General features: G+C 42.0%; 17 protein-coding genes. 1 reads left to right on the forward strand and 16 read right to left on the reverse strand.

What is annotated here, in order from left to right:
* Positions 1-24: 24 nt before the first annotated feature.
* From IWB18_RS01300 to IWB18_RS01320, 5 genes are all read right to left on the reverse strand, one after another.
* Entirely contained in the window at positions 25-345 is a 321-nt protein-coding gene (locus IWB18_RS01300) for a type II secretion system protein (RefSeq protein ID WP_195681781.1), read from the reverse strand.
* A 78-nt stretch (positions 346-423) separates the two neighbouring features.
* The gene (locus IWB18_RS01305; RefSeq protein WP_195681782.1) at positions 424-762 is read right to left on the reverse strand and encodes a prepilin-type N-terminal cleavage/methylation domain-containing protein; all 339 of its coding nucleotides are present in this window, start codon (positions 760-762) and stop codon (positions 424-426) included.
* A 91-nt stretch (positions 763-853) separates the two neighbouring features.
* Positions 854-2,068: a type II secretion system F family protein gene (locus IWB18_RS01310; RefSeq protein ID WP_195681783.1), complete on the reverse strand. Its 1,215-nt coding sequence runs from the start codon at positions 2,066-2,068 to the stop codon at positions 854-856.
* 15 nt (positions 2,069-2,083) lie between these two features.
* Positions 2,084-3,145 carry a type IV pilus twitching motility protein PilT gene (locus IWB18_RS01315; protein ID WP_195681784.1) on the reverse strand — a complete coding sequence of 354 codons (1,062 nt, stop codon included), beginning with the start codon at positions 3,143-3,145 and terminating at the stop codon, positions 2,084-2,086.
* A 21-nt stretch (positions 3,146-3,166) separates the two neighbouring features.
* Positions 3,167-4,855: a GspE/PulE family protein gene (locus tag IWB18_RS01320; RefSeq protein WP_195681785.1), complete on the reverse strand. Its 1,689-nt coding sequence runs from the start codon at positions 4,853-4,855 to the stop codon at positions 3,167-3,169.
* A gap of 349 nt (positions 4,856-5,204) precedes the next feature.
* On the opposite strand from IWB18_RS01320, the gene IWB18_RS12545 reads away from it, so the two are divergent.
* Positions 5,205-5,333, forward strand: coding sequence for a hypothetical protein (locus IWB18_RS12545; RefSeq protein ID WP_269747889.1), 129 nt, complete (start codon positions 5,205-5,207; stop codon positions 5,331-5,333).
* A 15-nt stretch (positions 5,334-5,348) separates the two neighbouring features.
* Here IWB18_RS12545 and IWB18_RS01325 read toward each other — a convergent pair whose 3' ends face one another.
* The 11 genes from IWB18_RS01325 to alaS form a co-directional block, all read right to left on the reverse strand.
* Entirely contained in the window at positions 5,349-5,774 is a 426-nt protein-coding gene (locus IWB18_RS01325; protein ID WP_195681786.1) for a methylglyoxal synthase, read from the reverse strand.
* On the reverse strand, positions 5,771-7,012 hold the full coding sequence (locus IWB18_RS01330) for a peptidase U32 family protein (protein ID WP_195681787.1): 1,242 nt from the start codon (positions 7,010-7,012) through the stop codon (positions 5,771-5,773). Before IWB18_RS01330 ends, IWB18_RS01325 begins: the two co-directional genes overlap by 4 nt.
* Positions 7,013-7,037: 25 nt before the next feature.
* Positions 7,038-7,685 carry an O-methyltransferase gene (locus tag IWB18_RS01335; protein WP_195681788.1) on the reverse strand — a complete coding sequence of 216 codons (648 nt, stop codon included), beginning with the start codon at positions 7,683-7,685 and terminating at the stop codon, positions 7,038-7,040.
* A gap of 1 nt (position 7,686) precedes the next feature.
* A complete protein-coding gene (locus tag IWB18_RS01340; protein ID WP_195681789.1) occupies positions 7,687-8,019 on the reverse strand; it encodes a YlbF family regulator in 333 nt (110 codons plus the stop codon).
* Positions 8,020-8,078: 59 nt separating this feature from the next.
* Positions 8,079-9,743, reverse strand: a complete 1,665-nt coding sequence (locus IWB18_RS01345) for a ribonuclease J (protein ID WP_195681790.1) — start codon at positions 9,741-9,743, stop codon at positions 8,079-8,081.
* A 17-nt stretch (positions 9,744-9,760) separates the two neighbouring features.
* Positions 9,761-10,207, reverse strand: coding sequence for a Fur family transcriptional regulator (locus tag IWB18_RS01350; RefSeq protein ID WP_195681791.1), 447 nt, complete (start codon positions 10,205-10,207; stop codon positions 9,761-9,763).
* Positions 10,208-10,328: 121 nt separating this feature from the next.
* Complete coding sequence (locus IWB18_RS01355) at positions 10,329-10,607, reverse strand: DUF1292 domain-containing protein (RefSeq protein ID WP_195681792.1); 279 nt, start codon at positions 10,605-10,607, stop codon at positions 10,329-10,331.
* Complete coding sequence (gene ruvX / locus IWB18_RS01360) at positions 10,594-11,040, reverse strand: Holliday junction resolvase RuvX (RefSeq protein WP_195681793.1); 447 nt, start codon at positions 11,038-11,040, stop codon at positions 10,594-10,596. Before ruvX ends, IWB18_RS01355 begins: the two co-directional genes overlap by 14 nt.
* A 2-nt stretch (positions 11,041-11,042) precedes the next feature.
* Complete coding sequence (locus IWB18_RS01365) at positions 11,043-11,945, reverse strand: aldo/keto reductase (protein WP_332310644.1); 903 nt, start codon at positions 11,943-11,945, stop codon at positions 11,043-11,045.
* 114 nt (positions 11,946-12,059) lie between these two features.
* Positions 12,060-12,320: an IreB family regulatory phosphoprotein gene (locus tag IWB18_RS01370; protein WP_195681794.1), complete on the reverse strand. Its 261-nt coding sequence runs from the start codon at positions 12,318-12,320 to the stop codon at positions 12,060-12,062.
* Positions 12,321-12,424: 104 nt separating this feature from the next.
* A complete protein-coding gene (gene alaS, locus IWB18_RS01375) occupies positions 12,425-15,061 on the reverse strand; it encodes an alanine--tRNA ligase (protein WP_195681795.1) in 2,637 nt (878 codons plus the stop codon).
* Positions 15,062-15,217 lie beyond the last annotated feature (156 nt).

Below are 15,217 nucleotides of genomic sequence, written 5' to 3' on the forward strand. Positions count from 1 at the left end.
ACCTTTCTAGACTTTCACCCGGATTTACGGTTCCACGTAACTAAACTCGTGATCCACCCCATCATATTCATAACTTCCTCCGGTTGGAGAAACGGGTATGGAGTCGATATAATCTGAAACCAGATCTGTTGCCTGATCAGGCCAGTTGCCGGTCTCGACTCTGTAGACTCTTGTTGCACTGTTAAGGTAGGATACGTTTGAAATGTCTACCCTGTCTTTAGATTTTTGCAGGATGTTTGATGCGTAAATGGATGCCATTGCAGCCAGCAAGGATAGTATGGCTAAAATTACTACTAATTCTATCAATGTGAAACCTTTTTTTTTGACTATCGATTTTTGATGCATAAGTATCCTCCAAATGAATTTAAAAAAACTGCAAGTTAACTTGCAGTTTCAAATAAACCAAGTGCTACTTATTTTTTGTCATTCGATAGTAACAACACCTGTAGCACCGTCAATAACAAAGCCTAATCCATTGTAGGTATCCGATTGAATTGTTGGCGCAACATCTAAATATTTACCCGTAACTAATGCATCGACATCAGCGGGGTATGAACCTACTTCAGCATAGTGCAACTGAGCAGCACTCGCAATAACCCTAAGATTTGCTTCGTCGGTTTTGACTTTAGAATTTTCTAGTGTAGTTGCAAACCTCGGTATTGCCAACAGCGCCAAAATAGCCAAAATGGCAATAACAACAATCAATTCAATAAGCGTAAAACCTTTTCTGTTCTTTTTAAGTTTCTTTCTTAGTTCCAACATCTTTACATCCCCCTCATTAATTTTATTTTATTAATCATGAATATTATATATCCATTTTTTAATAACTTCAATCACAAAATTGTAATTTTTTTTATGATATTATATTATACAGGTCAAACATTGGTAGAAGCATGGATATCAGTATGAACGCCACAACAAAACCCAAAACCACTATTATGAGCGGTTCAATGATTGTGGTAAGCTGGCTTATTGCTGTGTTCACCTCTGTCTCGTAGAAGTCTGAAACCTTGTCCAATACGTAATCAAGAGTACCCGAACTCTCCCCTACATCTATCATTTGATAGACAAGCGGAGGGAAAGCACCGTTTTGCTCCATGGTCATTCCTATGCCGTAGCCTTTTCTTATCCCGTCCTTTACGTCTTCAAGTCTGGTTTTTAAATAATCGTTTCCCACTACTTTCTGGACTATCTCTACAGCCTGGATGATGTCTACACCTGAATTGATCATAACAGCAAGGTTGCTGGCAAATCTGCTCATGGCTACTTTGGTATTAAGATCTCCAAAGACGGGCATATTAAGCTTTATCCTGTCTACCCTCAATCTTCCTTCCGGCGTTTCCTTGTATTTTTTATAAAGGTAAATCGCAACCCCTATTACCAAAATATAGATGTACCAGAAACTCTTGAGTGTTTCACTTATGGATATTAAAATCTTTGTAGGTAGCGGCAGTTGTGCATTAAAGGTTGCAAACATCTGTACAAATGTAGGCACGACAAATGTCAAAAGCATTACTACTACAGCTACAGCCACAACTGACACCACGATTGGATAAGTGATGGCGCTTTTTACCTTCTGGTTTATCTTGAATTCTTTTTCAAAATGATCTGCCATTTTGTCCATTACTGCGTCCAGGGTTCCGCTGACCTCGCCGGTTTCCACCATGTTTACCAGCAACGGCGGAAAAATCTTGGGTTCTTTTGAAAATGCATAGGAGAGTGCATTACCCTTCTGTACGTCTTCATGTAGTACTTCAACAACAGATTTAAGTCTCTTGTTGGTAGACTGCTTTTTTAGTATGTCCAAACTGTCTGTAACTGTAATGCCGGCCCTTAATGTAGTGGCAAATTGTCTGCAGAAAAGGGCAAGATCTCTGAGTTTTACTTTTTTCTCGAAAAAGTCGATGTCCTTGTTCAACTTGGTTCCGCTTCTTTCCTCGCGGATGTCTACGGGTATGTATTTCTTCTCGCGAATGAGGCCTATCACCTCATTTTTGCTGGCAGCCTCGAATGTACCGTTTATGGTGTTTCCGCTCATGTCCTTGGCTGTATAATTGAATGTGGCCATAATGCTCCCCCCTCGTTAGATAAATCGCTTTCTCATGTTCTCCTGATCCAGACAATAGAACAACGCATTATCCATGCTGATAAGCCCTTTGCTGTACAGGTCGAACAGATAATTGTCCATAGTTACCATGCCGAGCTTACCGCTCATCTGAATGATGGAGTTGACCTGATGGGTCTTGCCCTCACGGATAAGGTTTCTAATGGCCGGGTTGGCTACCATTACTTCCAGGGCTACTATCCTTCCAGATTGATTTTTTTTGGAAATCAATTGCTGGGATATTACAGCTTGAAGTACGGTGGAAAGCTGGACCTTTATCTGCTGCTGCTGGTGAGGTGGAAATACGTCTATTACCCTGTCTATGGTCTTTGCAGAACCGACTGTATGCAAAGTTGAAAGTACAAGGTGACCGGTCTCTGCCGCCGTTAGAGCGATGGATATGGAATCGAGGTCTCTCATCTCTCCAACCAGTATAACGTCAGGATCCTCACGAAGAGCCGCTCTAAGGGCTTCGCTGTAATTGTTGGTATCGTGCCCTACCTCACGTTGGTTTACCATGCTGCTCTTGTGCTTGTGCAAATACTCGATAGGGTCTTCCAGTGTCAGTATATGGCACTTTCTCTCCTGATTGATGATGTCTATCATTGATGCCAAGGTGGTTGACTTTCCGCTTCCCGTAGGTCCCGTTACAAGTATGAGACCTTTGTTAAGCCTTGTAAGTTCCGCCAGAGTCTCGGGAAGATTAAGTTCTTCCAGCGTAGGTATTTTTGAACCTACGACCCTGCATGCCATGGAGTAACTGTTTCTCTGTCTGAAGGCATTTACCCTGAACCTTCCGAAGCCGGGCAGGCTGTAGGAGTAGTCTACCTGACCCTTGTCTTGAAGCACCTTTATCTGCTGATCGTCCATGATGGAAAATATCAGACTTTCGGTTTCATCCGGAGTATATGGTTCTTCGTTGACAAGTGGTTTCAATGATCCGTCGATCCTTACCATGGGTGGCAGACCTGCGGTAATATGAAGGTCGGACGCCTTGCATTCTGTAGTAGTCTTCAGCATTTCGTAAATGTCGCTTTTCATAATCCATCCCCCTAATGATTATTATTCCTCCGTAAAGAAAGTGATTTCAAGTGTTTCCTCTATGGAAGTGATTCCCTGCAATATCAGATCCTTTGCGTTTTGCATAAGTGGTATCATGCCGTCCGCCTTGGCCTGATCTGCAAGTTGATCGTATGTTGCCCCAGCTGTAATGAGCTCTCTCATATGCCTGTTTACCTTTAGTACTTCGTGGATACCCATTCTGCCTTTATAGCCTGTATTATTGCAGGCCATGCAGCCTTTCGGCTCGTATATGATTAGCTCCTCTTCAGGGTTTATACCCAACAATTCCTTCTCATGAACAGTTGCTTCGTGTTTTTCTTTGCATCTTGGACATAATTTTCTCACAAGCCGTTGCGAAACTATGCCGTATATGGAAGATGACACCAAATATGGGGCCATTCCCATGTCTAAAAGCCTGCTTATTGTGCTTACTGCATCGTTAGTATGGATGGTACTGAATACCAAGTGACCTGTAATGGAGGATCTTATGGCGATCTCTGCAGTTTCAACGTCACGGATCTCTCCGATCATTATGATATCAGGGTCCTGACGAAGTATGGATCTGAGTCCGGCAACGAATGTCAGACCCGCCTTGGTATTTACCTGAACCTGATTTATTCCGTCCAATTTGTATTCTACAGGATCCTCTACAGTTATTATGTTGTCCGTCATGGTGTTAAGGCTCCTAAGAAGCGTATAAAGGGTAGTTGACTTACCGCTTCCCGTAGGTCCTGTTACAAGTATGATACCATGGGGTGCACTGATAAAATCTTCTATCAAGACCATTTCTTCTTCGGTAAAACCCAGATCTTCCATCCTCATTTGGAACTGGGCCTGGTCCAATATACGTATAACGACTTTTTCGCCGTATATGGTAGGCAATATTGACACACGGAAGTCGATGTCCCTGTTGTCTATTTTCATTACAATGGCTCCGTCCTGGGGAAGCCTTCTTTCTGCAATATTTAAATCACTTAGTATCTTTATACGGCTGACTATGGCATTGTGGGTCCTCACATCCAGTTTCATCATTTCAAGGAGGATACCGTCCACCCTCATCCTTACCCTTATCCTGTCCTCAAAGGGCTCTATATGGATGTCACTTGCGGAGCTTCTTACCCCTGTTTCGATTATATTGTTTACAAGTCTTACTACAGGTGCGTTGTTGATCTGTTCCAGATTTTCCTGTGCCGCCTGTTCGATGGTATCAAGGCTTTGAGATTTGTTGAACTCTTCTACGGCCCTGGCTGCATCGTCGGTATTGTAAAACCTTTCTATTAGGTCAATGATCTCTTTCTTTGTAGCTATAAGCGGTATTATGTTCTTCTTTGTAACCAGTTTAAGGTTGTCAAGAGCTATGATGTCCAGTGGGTCGTTGATGGCCACCACCATGTTGTCGCTGTTGTCATAGAAAAGAGGTACGGTAACATGTTTTTTTGCCAATACGTAAGGTATGGACTTTACCGCATCCTTGTCCACATAAGTATTTTCAAAATCAACACGCTGTATTCCCAGTTGGTGCCTCAGGGCATCTATAATGTCTTCTTCTTCGACGAATTTTTCTTCGATGAGCAATTCGCCCAATTTTTTCTTTTTTATCTGCTGAAGCTTTACTGCGTCGTTTAGTTGCTCTTGGGTCAATTTGCCGCTTGCTATAAGAATATCTCCGATTCTTTTTGTGCTTCTCACGTTATCACCCGCAATCGAAATTTTCTGTTTTTATAAGTGTTTAATATATTATAACATTATATTTAATATTGACAAAATTAAATCGTTAAATTTAAATCGGTAATTATTGTGGAGATATTTCGCTGTTAAAGAAAACAGGCATACATGAGGAGATCCTTCGACAAGCTCAGGATGACGTGAAGCATAGATGAGGAGATCCTTCGACAGGCTCAGGATGACGAATCAATATGGAACGTCATTCTGAACGAATGTGAAGAATCTAAGTATTTGAGGAGATCCTTCAACGGGCTCAGGATGACGAATCAATATGGAACGTCATTCTGAACGAATGTGAAGAATCTAAGTATTTGTGGAGATCCTTCGCTACACTCAGGATGACGTTGCTTACAAGCTCAGAATGACGGAAAATATATTTATCGTCATCTTGATCGAAGCTTGCGGAGAGAAAGATCTGGTTAATAATCAAGTATTTTGGTAAATAAAAAAAGACGAATCAAATCGTCTCTTTCTGCATATCGTGCCTTTCGTATTCAATGTCTATCAAATCTGAACTTATAAGGTAATTTGCCGAAGTTTTATTCATGGCAACAGGTATGTCATACAAAACCGCAAGTCTCAAAAGTGCCTTGACATCCGGGTCGTGGGGTTGAGCTGTCAATGGATCCCAAAAGAAAACCAGCAAGTCGATTTGATTGTCGCATATCTTGGCGCCGATCTCGATATCTCCTCCAAGTGGTCCACTTTTGTAGGCTTTTATTTTAAGACCTGTATTTCTTGACAACATGCCTGATGTGGTGCCGGTTCCGCAAAGTTCGTGATTTTTTAATTTGTCGGCGTTTTCTTTCACCCAGTCTAAAAGAGCAGGTTTTCTGTTGTCGTGAGCTACCAGGGCAATTCTTTTTTTTGCAGGTGATATCATTGGGCTTCCCCCTTTTTATTTTCTCTTCTGAGAAGATCCCACTGTGTGGGTTTTTCTTCCATTGGAACGTAGATTATCTGCTTTGGATGTGGAGCATTCTCCACTTCATTACCTTCCTCATCAATTATCTTTGAAACAACAAATTCTCTGGGCGCTTTGCCGGGAGACATCAACTCTAAAGTTTCTCCCGAGAAAGTCTTGTTTCTAACTTCTATCTTTGCCAGCTTTGTTTGATCGTCGTAACCCAGGACAGAACCCGTGAAGTCATAATTTCTCGTGTACGAACTTGTAGAATAGTTGTGCTCGGTGAATCCGGGTTTTTCAAAGGCAAATCCTTCAGTATAACCTCTATGGCTAACCTTCTGCAATTCTTCAAACCATTCGGGATTAAACACGTACCCTTTTGGATCTTCAAAATAAGCATCAATGGCCCTTCTGTACACTCCAACAACCGTTGCAACGTAATAAAGGCTCTTCATCCTGCCCTCTATTTTAAAACTGTCTATTCCCGCCCCTACAAGCTCCGGGATCCTGTGGATCATGCAAAGATCCTTTGAATTGAATATATAAGTCCCTCTTTCATCTTCATAGATGGGAAAATGTTCACCAGGTCGTTTTTCCTCCATAAGGGTATAGTTCCATCTGCATGGTTGTGCACAGTCTCCCCGATTGGCGTCCCTGTTGGCCATGTAGTTGCTTAGCAGACATCTACCGGAATAAGACATGCACATAGCTCCATGGACAAATGCTTCAAGTTCCAGATCCAAGGGAGTCTTTGCCCTTATCTCTTTTATTTCATCTATGCTCATCTCTCTTGCCAGAACTATCCTCCCCACTCCGTTGTCGTACCAGAATTTTGCACTTCGGTAGTTTGTATTGTTGGCCTGGGTACTTAGAGATACCCTTAAATCCGGTGCAACGGATCTAACAATACTTAAAATACCCGGATCGGCAACTATGACTCCGTCAACTTCCAATCTTGTTAGATCTTCGATATATTCTTCCAGACCTTCAAAATCCTCATTATGGGCAAATATGTTCAGTGTAGTATATACTTTTTTTCCAAGGTCGTGGGCGTAGTTTACACCCTCCTGCATTTCTTCTTTAGTGAAATTTCCCGCCTTGGCCCTAAGGCCGTAGGCCTGCCCGGCCATATAAACGGCATCTGCACCATAAGCCAGTGCGAATTTTAATTTTTCCAAATTACCTGCAGGTGCAAGCAGTTCAGGTTTTTTCATGATTTTTACCTCTGATTTCATCTATTTATGATTCCTTGACCAAAGTGAGTGCAAGGCCGTCCCCTATGGGCACTACACTAGTTTCAAGTCTCGAATCGCTGCTGAGTGCCTCAAGATATTTTCTCATTCTCTTGACTATGGTTATTTTTCTTCTTTTCACCAGTTCGTTTGATGCAACCATGCCTCTAAACAAAACATTGTCCGAAATTATCATGCCTCCCGGATTCAAAAGGGAGATACATTCCTCAAGAATGTGTATATAATGTCCCTTTGCTCCATCCAAAAATATCACATCGTACTTTTTATCGATTTTTTTGATGTTTTCTGTGGCATCACCGGGTATTATATTTATTCTGTCCGTCAAGGAAGCCCTTTCGATGTTGTTTAAGGCCAACCGTATCATGTCCTCGTTGATTTCCATGGTGTCGATACAGATATCAGGATTTGTATTGGCAAAGAGTATGGAAGAATAACCAATGGCAGTGCCTATTTCCAGGATAGTCTTATACGTGCCCGTTTTTAAAATTATTTCAATCAGTTTTGCCACTTCGGGATGGATTATGGGAACGGAATTTTCTTTTGCAAAGTCCTCCAGTTCTTTTAGGATCCCCTCCCTCTTTGGGAGTAGATCTCTTATATAGTCTTCTATGTAGCTTTGGTTTATCAGACCCATCTTACAATCCCAAATCCAGGCCTTCCGTAATTATCTTCATGACATCCTGATATATGTTGGAGAAGGTGTATTGGGCATGAAAGTATTCTGCGATTGCAGGAATTGCCATCAAAGCTGAAGTCATTTGATTGAATTTTTCGACCTGGCTTTCAGTTGGTTCCTGTCCCATCATTTGCATTGTCTGGACTTCCATCTGTTTTTTCATGTAATCTGTGACCATTTCCCAATCATTTGGATTCTTTCTGACCTTTTCCTGGGTTTCTTTCATCCTTTTATACTCGGGACTTTCCTTGATTGCCTTTGCTAGCATGTGCGCTTCATCATAAATTTTCAATTTCCTGATCCTCCTCATAGCTAAAGCGATGCACCGTTTAAGGCACATCGCATCATATTTTATACTTCCATCAATATTGGAAGCACCATCGGTCTTCTTTTTGTCTTTTCGTAAAGGAAGCGCTCCAGGGAATCCCTTACTGCTCCTTTGATCTTGTTCCAGTCTGTGATTTTCTTTTCTTCACATTCCATCAGTGCGGCTTTTACCACATTTCTGGCTTCATTTATAAGGGCTTCAGATTCCCTTACATATACGAATCCTCTGGAAATAACGTCCGGTCCTGCAACGGTCTTTCCTTTGCTCATGGTTACAACTACTATAAAAATCCCGTCTTCCGAAAGATGCTTTCTGTCTCTCAATACTATGTTTCCCACATCTCCGACTCCAAGGCCGTCTACCAATACGATCCCTGACGGAGCTCTTCCGATCTCTCTGCATGAGTTCTTGTCCACTTCTACTATTGAGCCGGTGTTTACAACCAAAGTGTTTTCCTCGGGCATGCCCAGGCTTTGAGCCAGTTCCGCATGATGCTTGAGCATTCTGTACTCTCCATGGGCAGGTATGAAGAATTTGGGTTTTATAAGCGTATGGATAAGCTTCAGCTCTTCTTGTCTGGCATGGCCGGATACGTGAACCTCGGCCAGTTTTTCATAAATAACGTCGGCGCCCAATTTGAACAGGTTGTTTATGACCTGACCTACCATTTTTTCATTTCCCGGGATCGGGGAAGCTGAAAGTATTACAAGGTCTCCAGCTGTAATGGAAAACTGTCTGAATTCACCAACTGCCATTCTGCTAAGGGCGGCCATGGGCTCCCCCTGGCTTCCGGTGGAGATCACGACTATTTCCGAATGATCGTACTTGTTTATATCCCTTATATCTATCAAAGTTCCATCCGGAATGTTCAAATAGCCAAGTTCATGAGCCGTTTTTGAAACGTTTATCATGCTTCTTCCGCTGATTGCGATCTTTCTGTTGTGAACTACTGCAGCATCGATTATCTGCTGCACCCTGTGGACGTTTGATGCAAATGTTGCCACCACTATCCTGCTTTGTACTCCGTCAAATAGTTCGATGAATCTTTTTCCCACTGATTTTTCAGACAATGTGAATCCCGGGAGTTCTACGTTTGTGCTGTCTGCCATCAACAGATCTACACCTTCGCTTCCGATTTCCGCAAATCTGGCGAGGTCAATAACTTCCTCATCGATTGGTGTATAATCGATTTTAAAGTCTCCCGTATGGACTACTGTGGCCGCGTCACATCTGATGCAGACTGCTACAGAGTCAGCTATAGAGTGGTTTGTTCTGATAAATTCCACGTTAAATTCACCAAGGTCTATCCTGTCCTTTGGCCTTACCACATGTCTTATTGAATCTCTAAGCAATCCATGTTCCGTCAATTTGTTTTCGATAAGCCCCATGGTAAGCTTGGTGCCGTAAATAGGCACATTCATCTCTTTTAGAAGGTATGGTATCGCTCCGATATGATCCTCGTGACCGTGAGTTACCACTATCCCCCTTATCCTGTCCTTGTTGTTGATTAAATACGTAAAATCAGGCAGGACTACATCGATTCCGTACATCGTCTCATCTGGAAACGTAAGTCCGCAATCCACGATTATTATATCCCTCTTGTATTCGAATACCGTGATGTTCTTTCCGACTTCTCCCAGTCCTCCGAGGGGTATAACCTTTAATTTGTTGTTTTTTTTGTTAGCCAAAAATATTCTCCTTTCGATCAACTATCTCCGCTCTTTTTACGGCAATTTTCGCAAATGCCAAAAAATACTACGTTGTGATTCGTTATCTTAAATTTTTTTTCTTTTTCTATGTGTTGTTCCAATGCGTCGAAATACTCATCCTGTATTTCGATTACCGACCCGCATTCGTTGCAAATCAAATGATGATGATTATGATGCCTGCTTCCGTCAGATATTTCATATCGGTGGCATCCATCGTCAAAATACTGTTTTGACAAGATACCTATCTCCTCAAACAGTTGTACTGTGCGATAAATCGTTGCGATGCCTATTTCAGGACAATTGCCCTTAACGACTTTATAAATTTCATCAATACTCATGTGACAATCTTTCTTATCTATGATTGCATCAATAACGTGTCTTCTCTGGGGGGTAAGCTTGTAGCCGTTTTCCCTAAGTATTTCCTTATATTTTTCAATAGGCATTCGTTCACCTGCTTTATCAATTAATAATTGTTATCATTTAAATTCTACAGGTTTATACGTGTTTTGTCAAGGTGCCATAAGAAAGGGGGTCATCCACAAAAGACAACCCCCGGATTTCCTTTTATTCTTCTTCGGCAGACAATTGGTCGTAAATTTCTTGAATTGCGGCTATTTCCTCATCATCTTCCACAGGCATGAGTATCTCGCCTTCTTCATCTTCTTCGATCCTGAAGGCGAACATGTCGTCTTCTTCATCGTGGGGTTTTTTAAGCAGTGCGTATTCCGCACCTTTGTACTCCAGGGTTACAATAATTTCAAATTCTATCTCTTCCCCGTTGTCATCTACCAAAAATATGGTGTTTTCATGTTCATGATCGTGATCGTGATTATGGTTGCTCATTTTCATTCCTCCTGTTTTTGTTGTTTATAGAATCCATGTAGCTTTGCAGAATATTTTGCGCAGCCATCATATCAATCTTTTCTTTTCTTTTATTTCTCTTTACATCGCCCTCAAGCATGAGGTTTTCAGCAAACTTACTTGTAAGTCTTTCATCCCAGTGAACAATTTCCACCTGGAGACGTTTTTTCAGGTAATTTGAAAAAGTTATTACCTTCTGTCCCTGGGATCCAATGGTGCCGTTCATATTTTTGGGGATACCTATTACCAGGGTACCTACACCTTTTTCTGCGATTATTTCTTTAAGTTCCTCAAGGTCTCGGTCTAAAGAGCCCCTCTTTATAGTTTTAAGGCTTTGCGCCGTAAGCATTAGTGGATCGCTCAAGGCTATACCTATGGTCCTGTCTCCAACATCAAGTCCCATCATTCTTTCCATTATTATACCACCTTTATGCAAAACAGCGGACAAACACTGCTGCAGTAACTGCAAAGCACGCATTTATTTACATCCACCGTGGATCGCCCGTCTTTTATTTTTAAAGCCTTTTGACCGCATACTTTTATGCACTCTGCACAGCCGTTGCACCATTCGTCAATATGAAGGGTTCTTACCCTATTTCCCGTAATTTCAATAACATCTTCGGGTATTTTTTGATTTTTTATCATTAAAACATTGTAATCAATTTCTTCAAAGGACTGCATTCCTATGGCGATGGAATGAATGAAATTCTTGCTTTTCAAAAAATCGAAGGCAATTTCCCTTTGACTTATAAGATTTCCGCCACCCAGGGGCTTCATGGCAAAAATTCCCTTTCCCTTCAAATGGGCTTCAATTATTGCAGACTCCATTTCTTCTACAGATCCGTCTTCTATACCCAGTCCCGTAAAATTAAAAATGGGATGGATGACATCGATCTCGTTGAACTTATTGGCACCTCTAACCCCTTCTATCCTGTGAGTTGACACTCCCACAGCTCTAACCATGCCTTTTGATTTGGCATTTAAAAGGTATTCGAAGGCTTCCCAATGACCCCTGATCGTGTGTTCGCTTTCCGTTTCGTGAAGCATGAACAAGTCTATAACATCCCTGTCCATACCTACCCTTGCCTTTTCAAGGCTTGCTTTCATTCCTTTGGCATCGTAATCATAAGATTTTGAAGAAACGATCCAATCTTTTCTGCTTTTTTTGATTCCCTTTTTTATGTGTTCGTAATTGCCGTAAAGAGCGGCCGTATCGATGAAATTGATTCCCTTATCCGAGGCATGGGCGATAAGTTCAGCTGCAAGGTCTGTATCAAGATCGGCTTGCAAGGGGCCCAAAGTCAGGCTTCCGTAACACAACTTGGAAACGCTAAGGTCGGTTTGACCCAGTTTGTTGTATAAAATAAGTCACACCTCCAAAATAAATTTGAGAGCACTTATAAAAGAAAGACCCTTGTACAAGGGTCTTTAGCATCAATCCAAATGATCAAAATAATTTTTAACCAATTCTTCCAGTAATTCGTCCCGTTCCACTTTTTTAATTAGATTTCTTGCATTGTTGTAACTGGTTATATACGTGGGGTCTCCCGACATTATATATCCAACCAACTGATTTACAGGCTTGTAGCCTTTTTCTGTTAGAGCATTGTATACTTCCTTGACCAAATCCTTGATTTGTTGAGATTTGTCGTCTTCGATATCAAATTTTACTGTAAAGTCTTTGTTTTGGTCCATCTGCGATGCTCCTCTCTGTTAAATGAATCACTTCCGGTCAACTTGCTTTATATAGAGTTTAAAACAAATGTTCGAATTATACAAGCATTTTTTCCATTCCTTTATTAAACCAGCTGATCCTTTAAGATTTCCTGAGCCTTTTTAAGAGCCTCCTGGATCTTTGAAGGGTCTTTCCCGCCGGCTTGTGCCATGTCGGGTCTTCCACCACCGCCGCCGCCGGTTATTGATGCGACTTCCTTGACCAGTTTTCCAGCATGGAATCCCCTTTTGACTGCGTCTTTTGTTCCCATTGAAACAATGTTGACTTTGCCGTTTGCGTCCGAGGCCACCAATACGATTCCCGAAAGCTTGTCTCTGAGACCGTCAGCCAGATCTCTGATATCGTCCATTTCCATTCCTGAAACTTCGATACCAAGATAATTGAATCCGCCGATTTCAACGACGTCGTTCATGAACTCGTCGGCAGCATTTTTATTCAGCTGCTGTTTAAGTGCGGCCAGTTCCTTTTCCAATGCTTTATTGGCGGCAAAAAGGTCTTCTATTCTCTGCTGTATGTTTTCAGCCGAACATTTAAGCATGGCCGAGGTCTGCTTCACGTTGTTTTCCAGATTTTCAACATAGGCCAAAGTGTTGATTCCCGTAACTCCTTCGATCCTTCTGATCCCGGAAGCTACACCGCCTTCTGAAACGATTTTAAATAACCCGATTTGGCTTATATTGTCAAGATGAGTCCCTCCGCAAAGCTCCATGCTGTAGTCGGCAATCTTGACAACCCTGACCTGTTCGGAATATTTTTCGCCAAATAGCGCAGTAGCGCCCATTTTTTTGGCAGTTGCTATATCGGTTTCAAATTTTTCCACTTTCATGGCTTTTTGGATTGCGGCATTTACATTTTTCTCCACTTGAGCCAATTCTTCTGAAGTTACTTTTTCGAAATGGTTGAAGTCAAATCTGAATTTGGTGCTGTCAACCAATGATCCTGCCTGTTCGACGTGAGATCCCAAAACTTCCTTTAACGCCTTGTGCAAAAGGTGAGTCGCAGTATGATTTCTTGCAACGGACATTCTGTGGGTCTTGTCTACCTTGCAGGTCACCATATCGCCCAGGGTCAACGAACCCTTTAAAACTTTTCCGTGATGTATGTGTCTTCCCAAACTTCCTTTTTTGCAATCCGTGATTTCCACCAGACAACTATCGTTTTCTACGGTTCCCTTGTCTCCCACCTGACCGCCGCTTTCAGCGTAAAATGGAGTCTTGTCAAGTACGAATATGACCTGGTCACCTTCTTCAGCATTTTGAGTGCTACCACCGTCAAGTACGATCCCCATGACTTTTCCCACATCTTCCAAGTGGGTGTAGCCAACAAATTCAGTCAATGCATCTTCAGACAGAAAACTGAAAGGATCTTCACCCCATGCGCCTATTTCCTTTTCGGATCTGGCTTTTCTTGCCCTTTCCTTTTGCTTTTTCATTTCTTCGTGAAACATGTCTTCATCTACATCAAAGCCGGACTCTTGAAGGATGTCTTTTGTCAGATCCAGTGGGAATCCAAATGTGTCATAAAGTCTGAAGGCAGCTTCTCCGGTCAGGATCTTTTGATTTGATTGTTTCATCTTTTCAATTTCTTCTTCAAGGATCATAAGTCCCTGGTCAATAGTTTCCTGGAACTTTTCTTCTTCTATTCTTATTATCTTTGCGATATAGTCTTTCTTTTCGGTCAGCTCGGGGTAAGCTTCACCGGACATCTTTTCCACTTCTTTTGACAACTGGGAAAGGAAAATACCTTCTATACCCAAAAGTTTTCCGTGTCTGGCGGCTCTCCTTAAAAGTCGTCTTAAAACGTAACCGCGGCCTTCGTTGCTTGGAAGAACTCCGTCCCCGATCATAAAGCTGACGCTTCGTATGTGGTCCGTAACCACCCTTATGGATATGTCCAATTTATTGTCTTCCTTGTATTTGACTCCTGCAAGGGAGCAAACACAGTCAAGAACATGCTTTATGGTATCAACTTCAAAAATCGTACCAACATCCTGCATGATGGTCGCCATTCTTTCAAGACCCATTCCCGTATCGATATTTGGATTTTCCAGAAGGTTATAATTTCCTTGTTCATCTTTGTCAAACTGGGTGAAAACCAGATTCCAAAATTCGATGTATCTGTCGCATTCACAACCTACTGCACAATCAGGGTTATCGCATCCGTGTTTTTCCCCTCTGTCGAAGTATATTTCCGAGCAAGGTCCGCAAGGTCCAAGTCCATGTTCCCAAAAATTGTCTTTTTTGCCCAGCCTAACTATTTTATCCGGAGGCAGACCTACTTTTTTGTTCCATATTTCGTATGCTTCGTCGTCTTCTTCATATATGGAGACATAGAGAAGTTCTTCGGGTATTTCCATGACTTCAGTTACAAATTCCCATGCCCACTCGATGGCCTCTTCCTTGAAATAATCGCCAAATGAAAAGTTTCCAAGCATTTCAAAAAAGGTTCCGTGTCTCGCAGTCTTTCCCACATTGTCTATATCCGGAGTCCTGATGCATTTTTGGCATGTAGTCATCCTCTTGCTTGGAGGCATTTCGTCGCCGGTGAAATAAGACTTCAACGGTGCCATTCCGGAGTTAATCAAAAGCAGGCTGTCGTCGTTGATTGGAACCAGCGGAGCGCTTTGCCTTCTCAAGTGTCCCTTGCTTTCAAAAAAACTCAGATACTTTTCCCTTATTTCGTTCAATCCCATATTTTTCATATATTAATTCCTCCTTAACGTAGAAAATCCCCAACTTATACCAAGGGACGGATCTTTCCGCGGTACCACCCTTGTTAATCTTTTGGGATTCACTCTTTGGACTTAACGCGCCTTACGCAGTCCTTTCGGACCGATGCTCAGGAATAGCATGCCGAT

It is taken from the genome of Alkalibacter mobilis, assembly GCF_015594845.1.
GTDB classification, from domain to species: Bacteria; Bacillota; Clostridia; order Eubacteriales; family Alkalibacteraceae; genus Alkalibacter; species Alkalibacter mobilis.

What these genes read in the sequence shown, in the direction of transcription:
- IWB18_RS01300 (WP_195681781.1), bottom strand. Translation starts at nt 345, where the DNA reads ATGCATCAAAAATCGATAGTCAAAAAAAAAGGTTTCACATTGATAGAA.
- IWB18_RS01305 (WP_195681782.1), bottom strand. Translation starts at nt 762, where the DNA reads ATGTTGGAACTAAGAAAGAAACTTAAAAAGAACAGAAAAGGTTTTACG.
- IWB18_RS01310 (WP_195681783.1), bottom strand. Translation starts at nt 2,068, where the DNA reads ATGGCCACATTCAATTATACAGCCAAGGACATGAGCGGAAACACCATA.
- IWB18_RS01315 (WP_195681784.1), bottom strand. Translation starts at nt 3,145, where the DNA reads ATGAAAAGCGACATTTACGAAATGCTGAAGACTACTACAGAATGCAAG.
- IWB18_RS01325 (WP_195681786.1), bottom strand. Translation starts at nt 5,774, where the DNA reads ATGATATCACCTGCAAAAAAAAGAATTGCCCTGGTAGCTCACGACAAC.
- IWB18_RS01330 (WP_195681787.1), bottom strand. Translation starts at nt 7,012, where the DNA reads ATGAAAAAACCTGAACTGCTTGCACCTGCAGGTAATTTGGAAAAATTA.
- IWB18_RS01335 (WP_195681788.1), bottom strand. Translation starts at nt 7,685, where the DNA reads ATGGGTCTGATAAACCAAAGCTACATAGAAGACTATATAAGAGATCTA.
- IWB18_RS01350 (WP_195681791.1), bottom strand. Translation starts at nt 10,207, where the DNA reads ATGCCTATTGAAAAATATAAGGAAATACTTAGGGAAAACGGCTACAAG.
- IWB18_RS01355 (WP_195681792.1), bottom strand. Translation starts at nt 10,607, where the DNA reads ATGAGCAACCATAATCACGATCACGATCATGAACATGAAAACACCATA.
- ruvX (WP_195681793.1), bottom strand. Translation starts at nt 11,040, where the DNA reads ATGGAAAGAATGATGGGACTTGATGTTGGAGACAGGACCATAGGTATA.
- IWB18_RS01370 (WP_195681794.1), bottom strand. Translation starts at nt 12,320, where the DNA reads ATGGACCAAAACAAAGACTTTACAGTAAAATTTGATATCGAAGACGAC.
- alaS (WP_195681795.1), bottom strand. Translation starts at nt 15,061, where the DNA reads ATGAAAAATATGGGATTGAACGAAATAAGGGAAAAGTATCTGAGTTTT.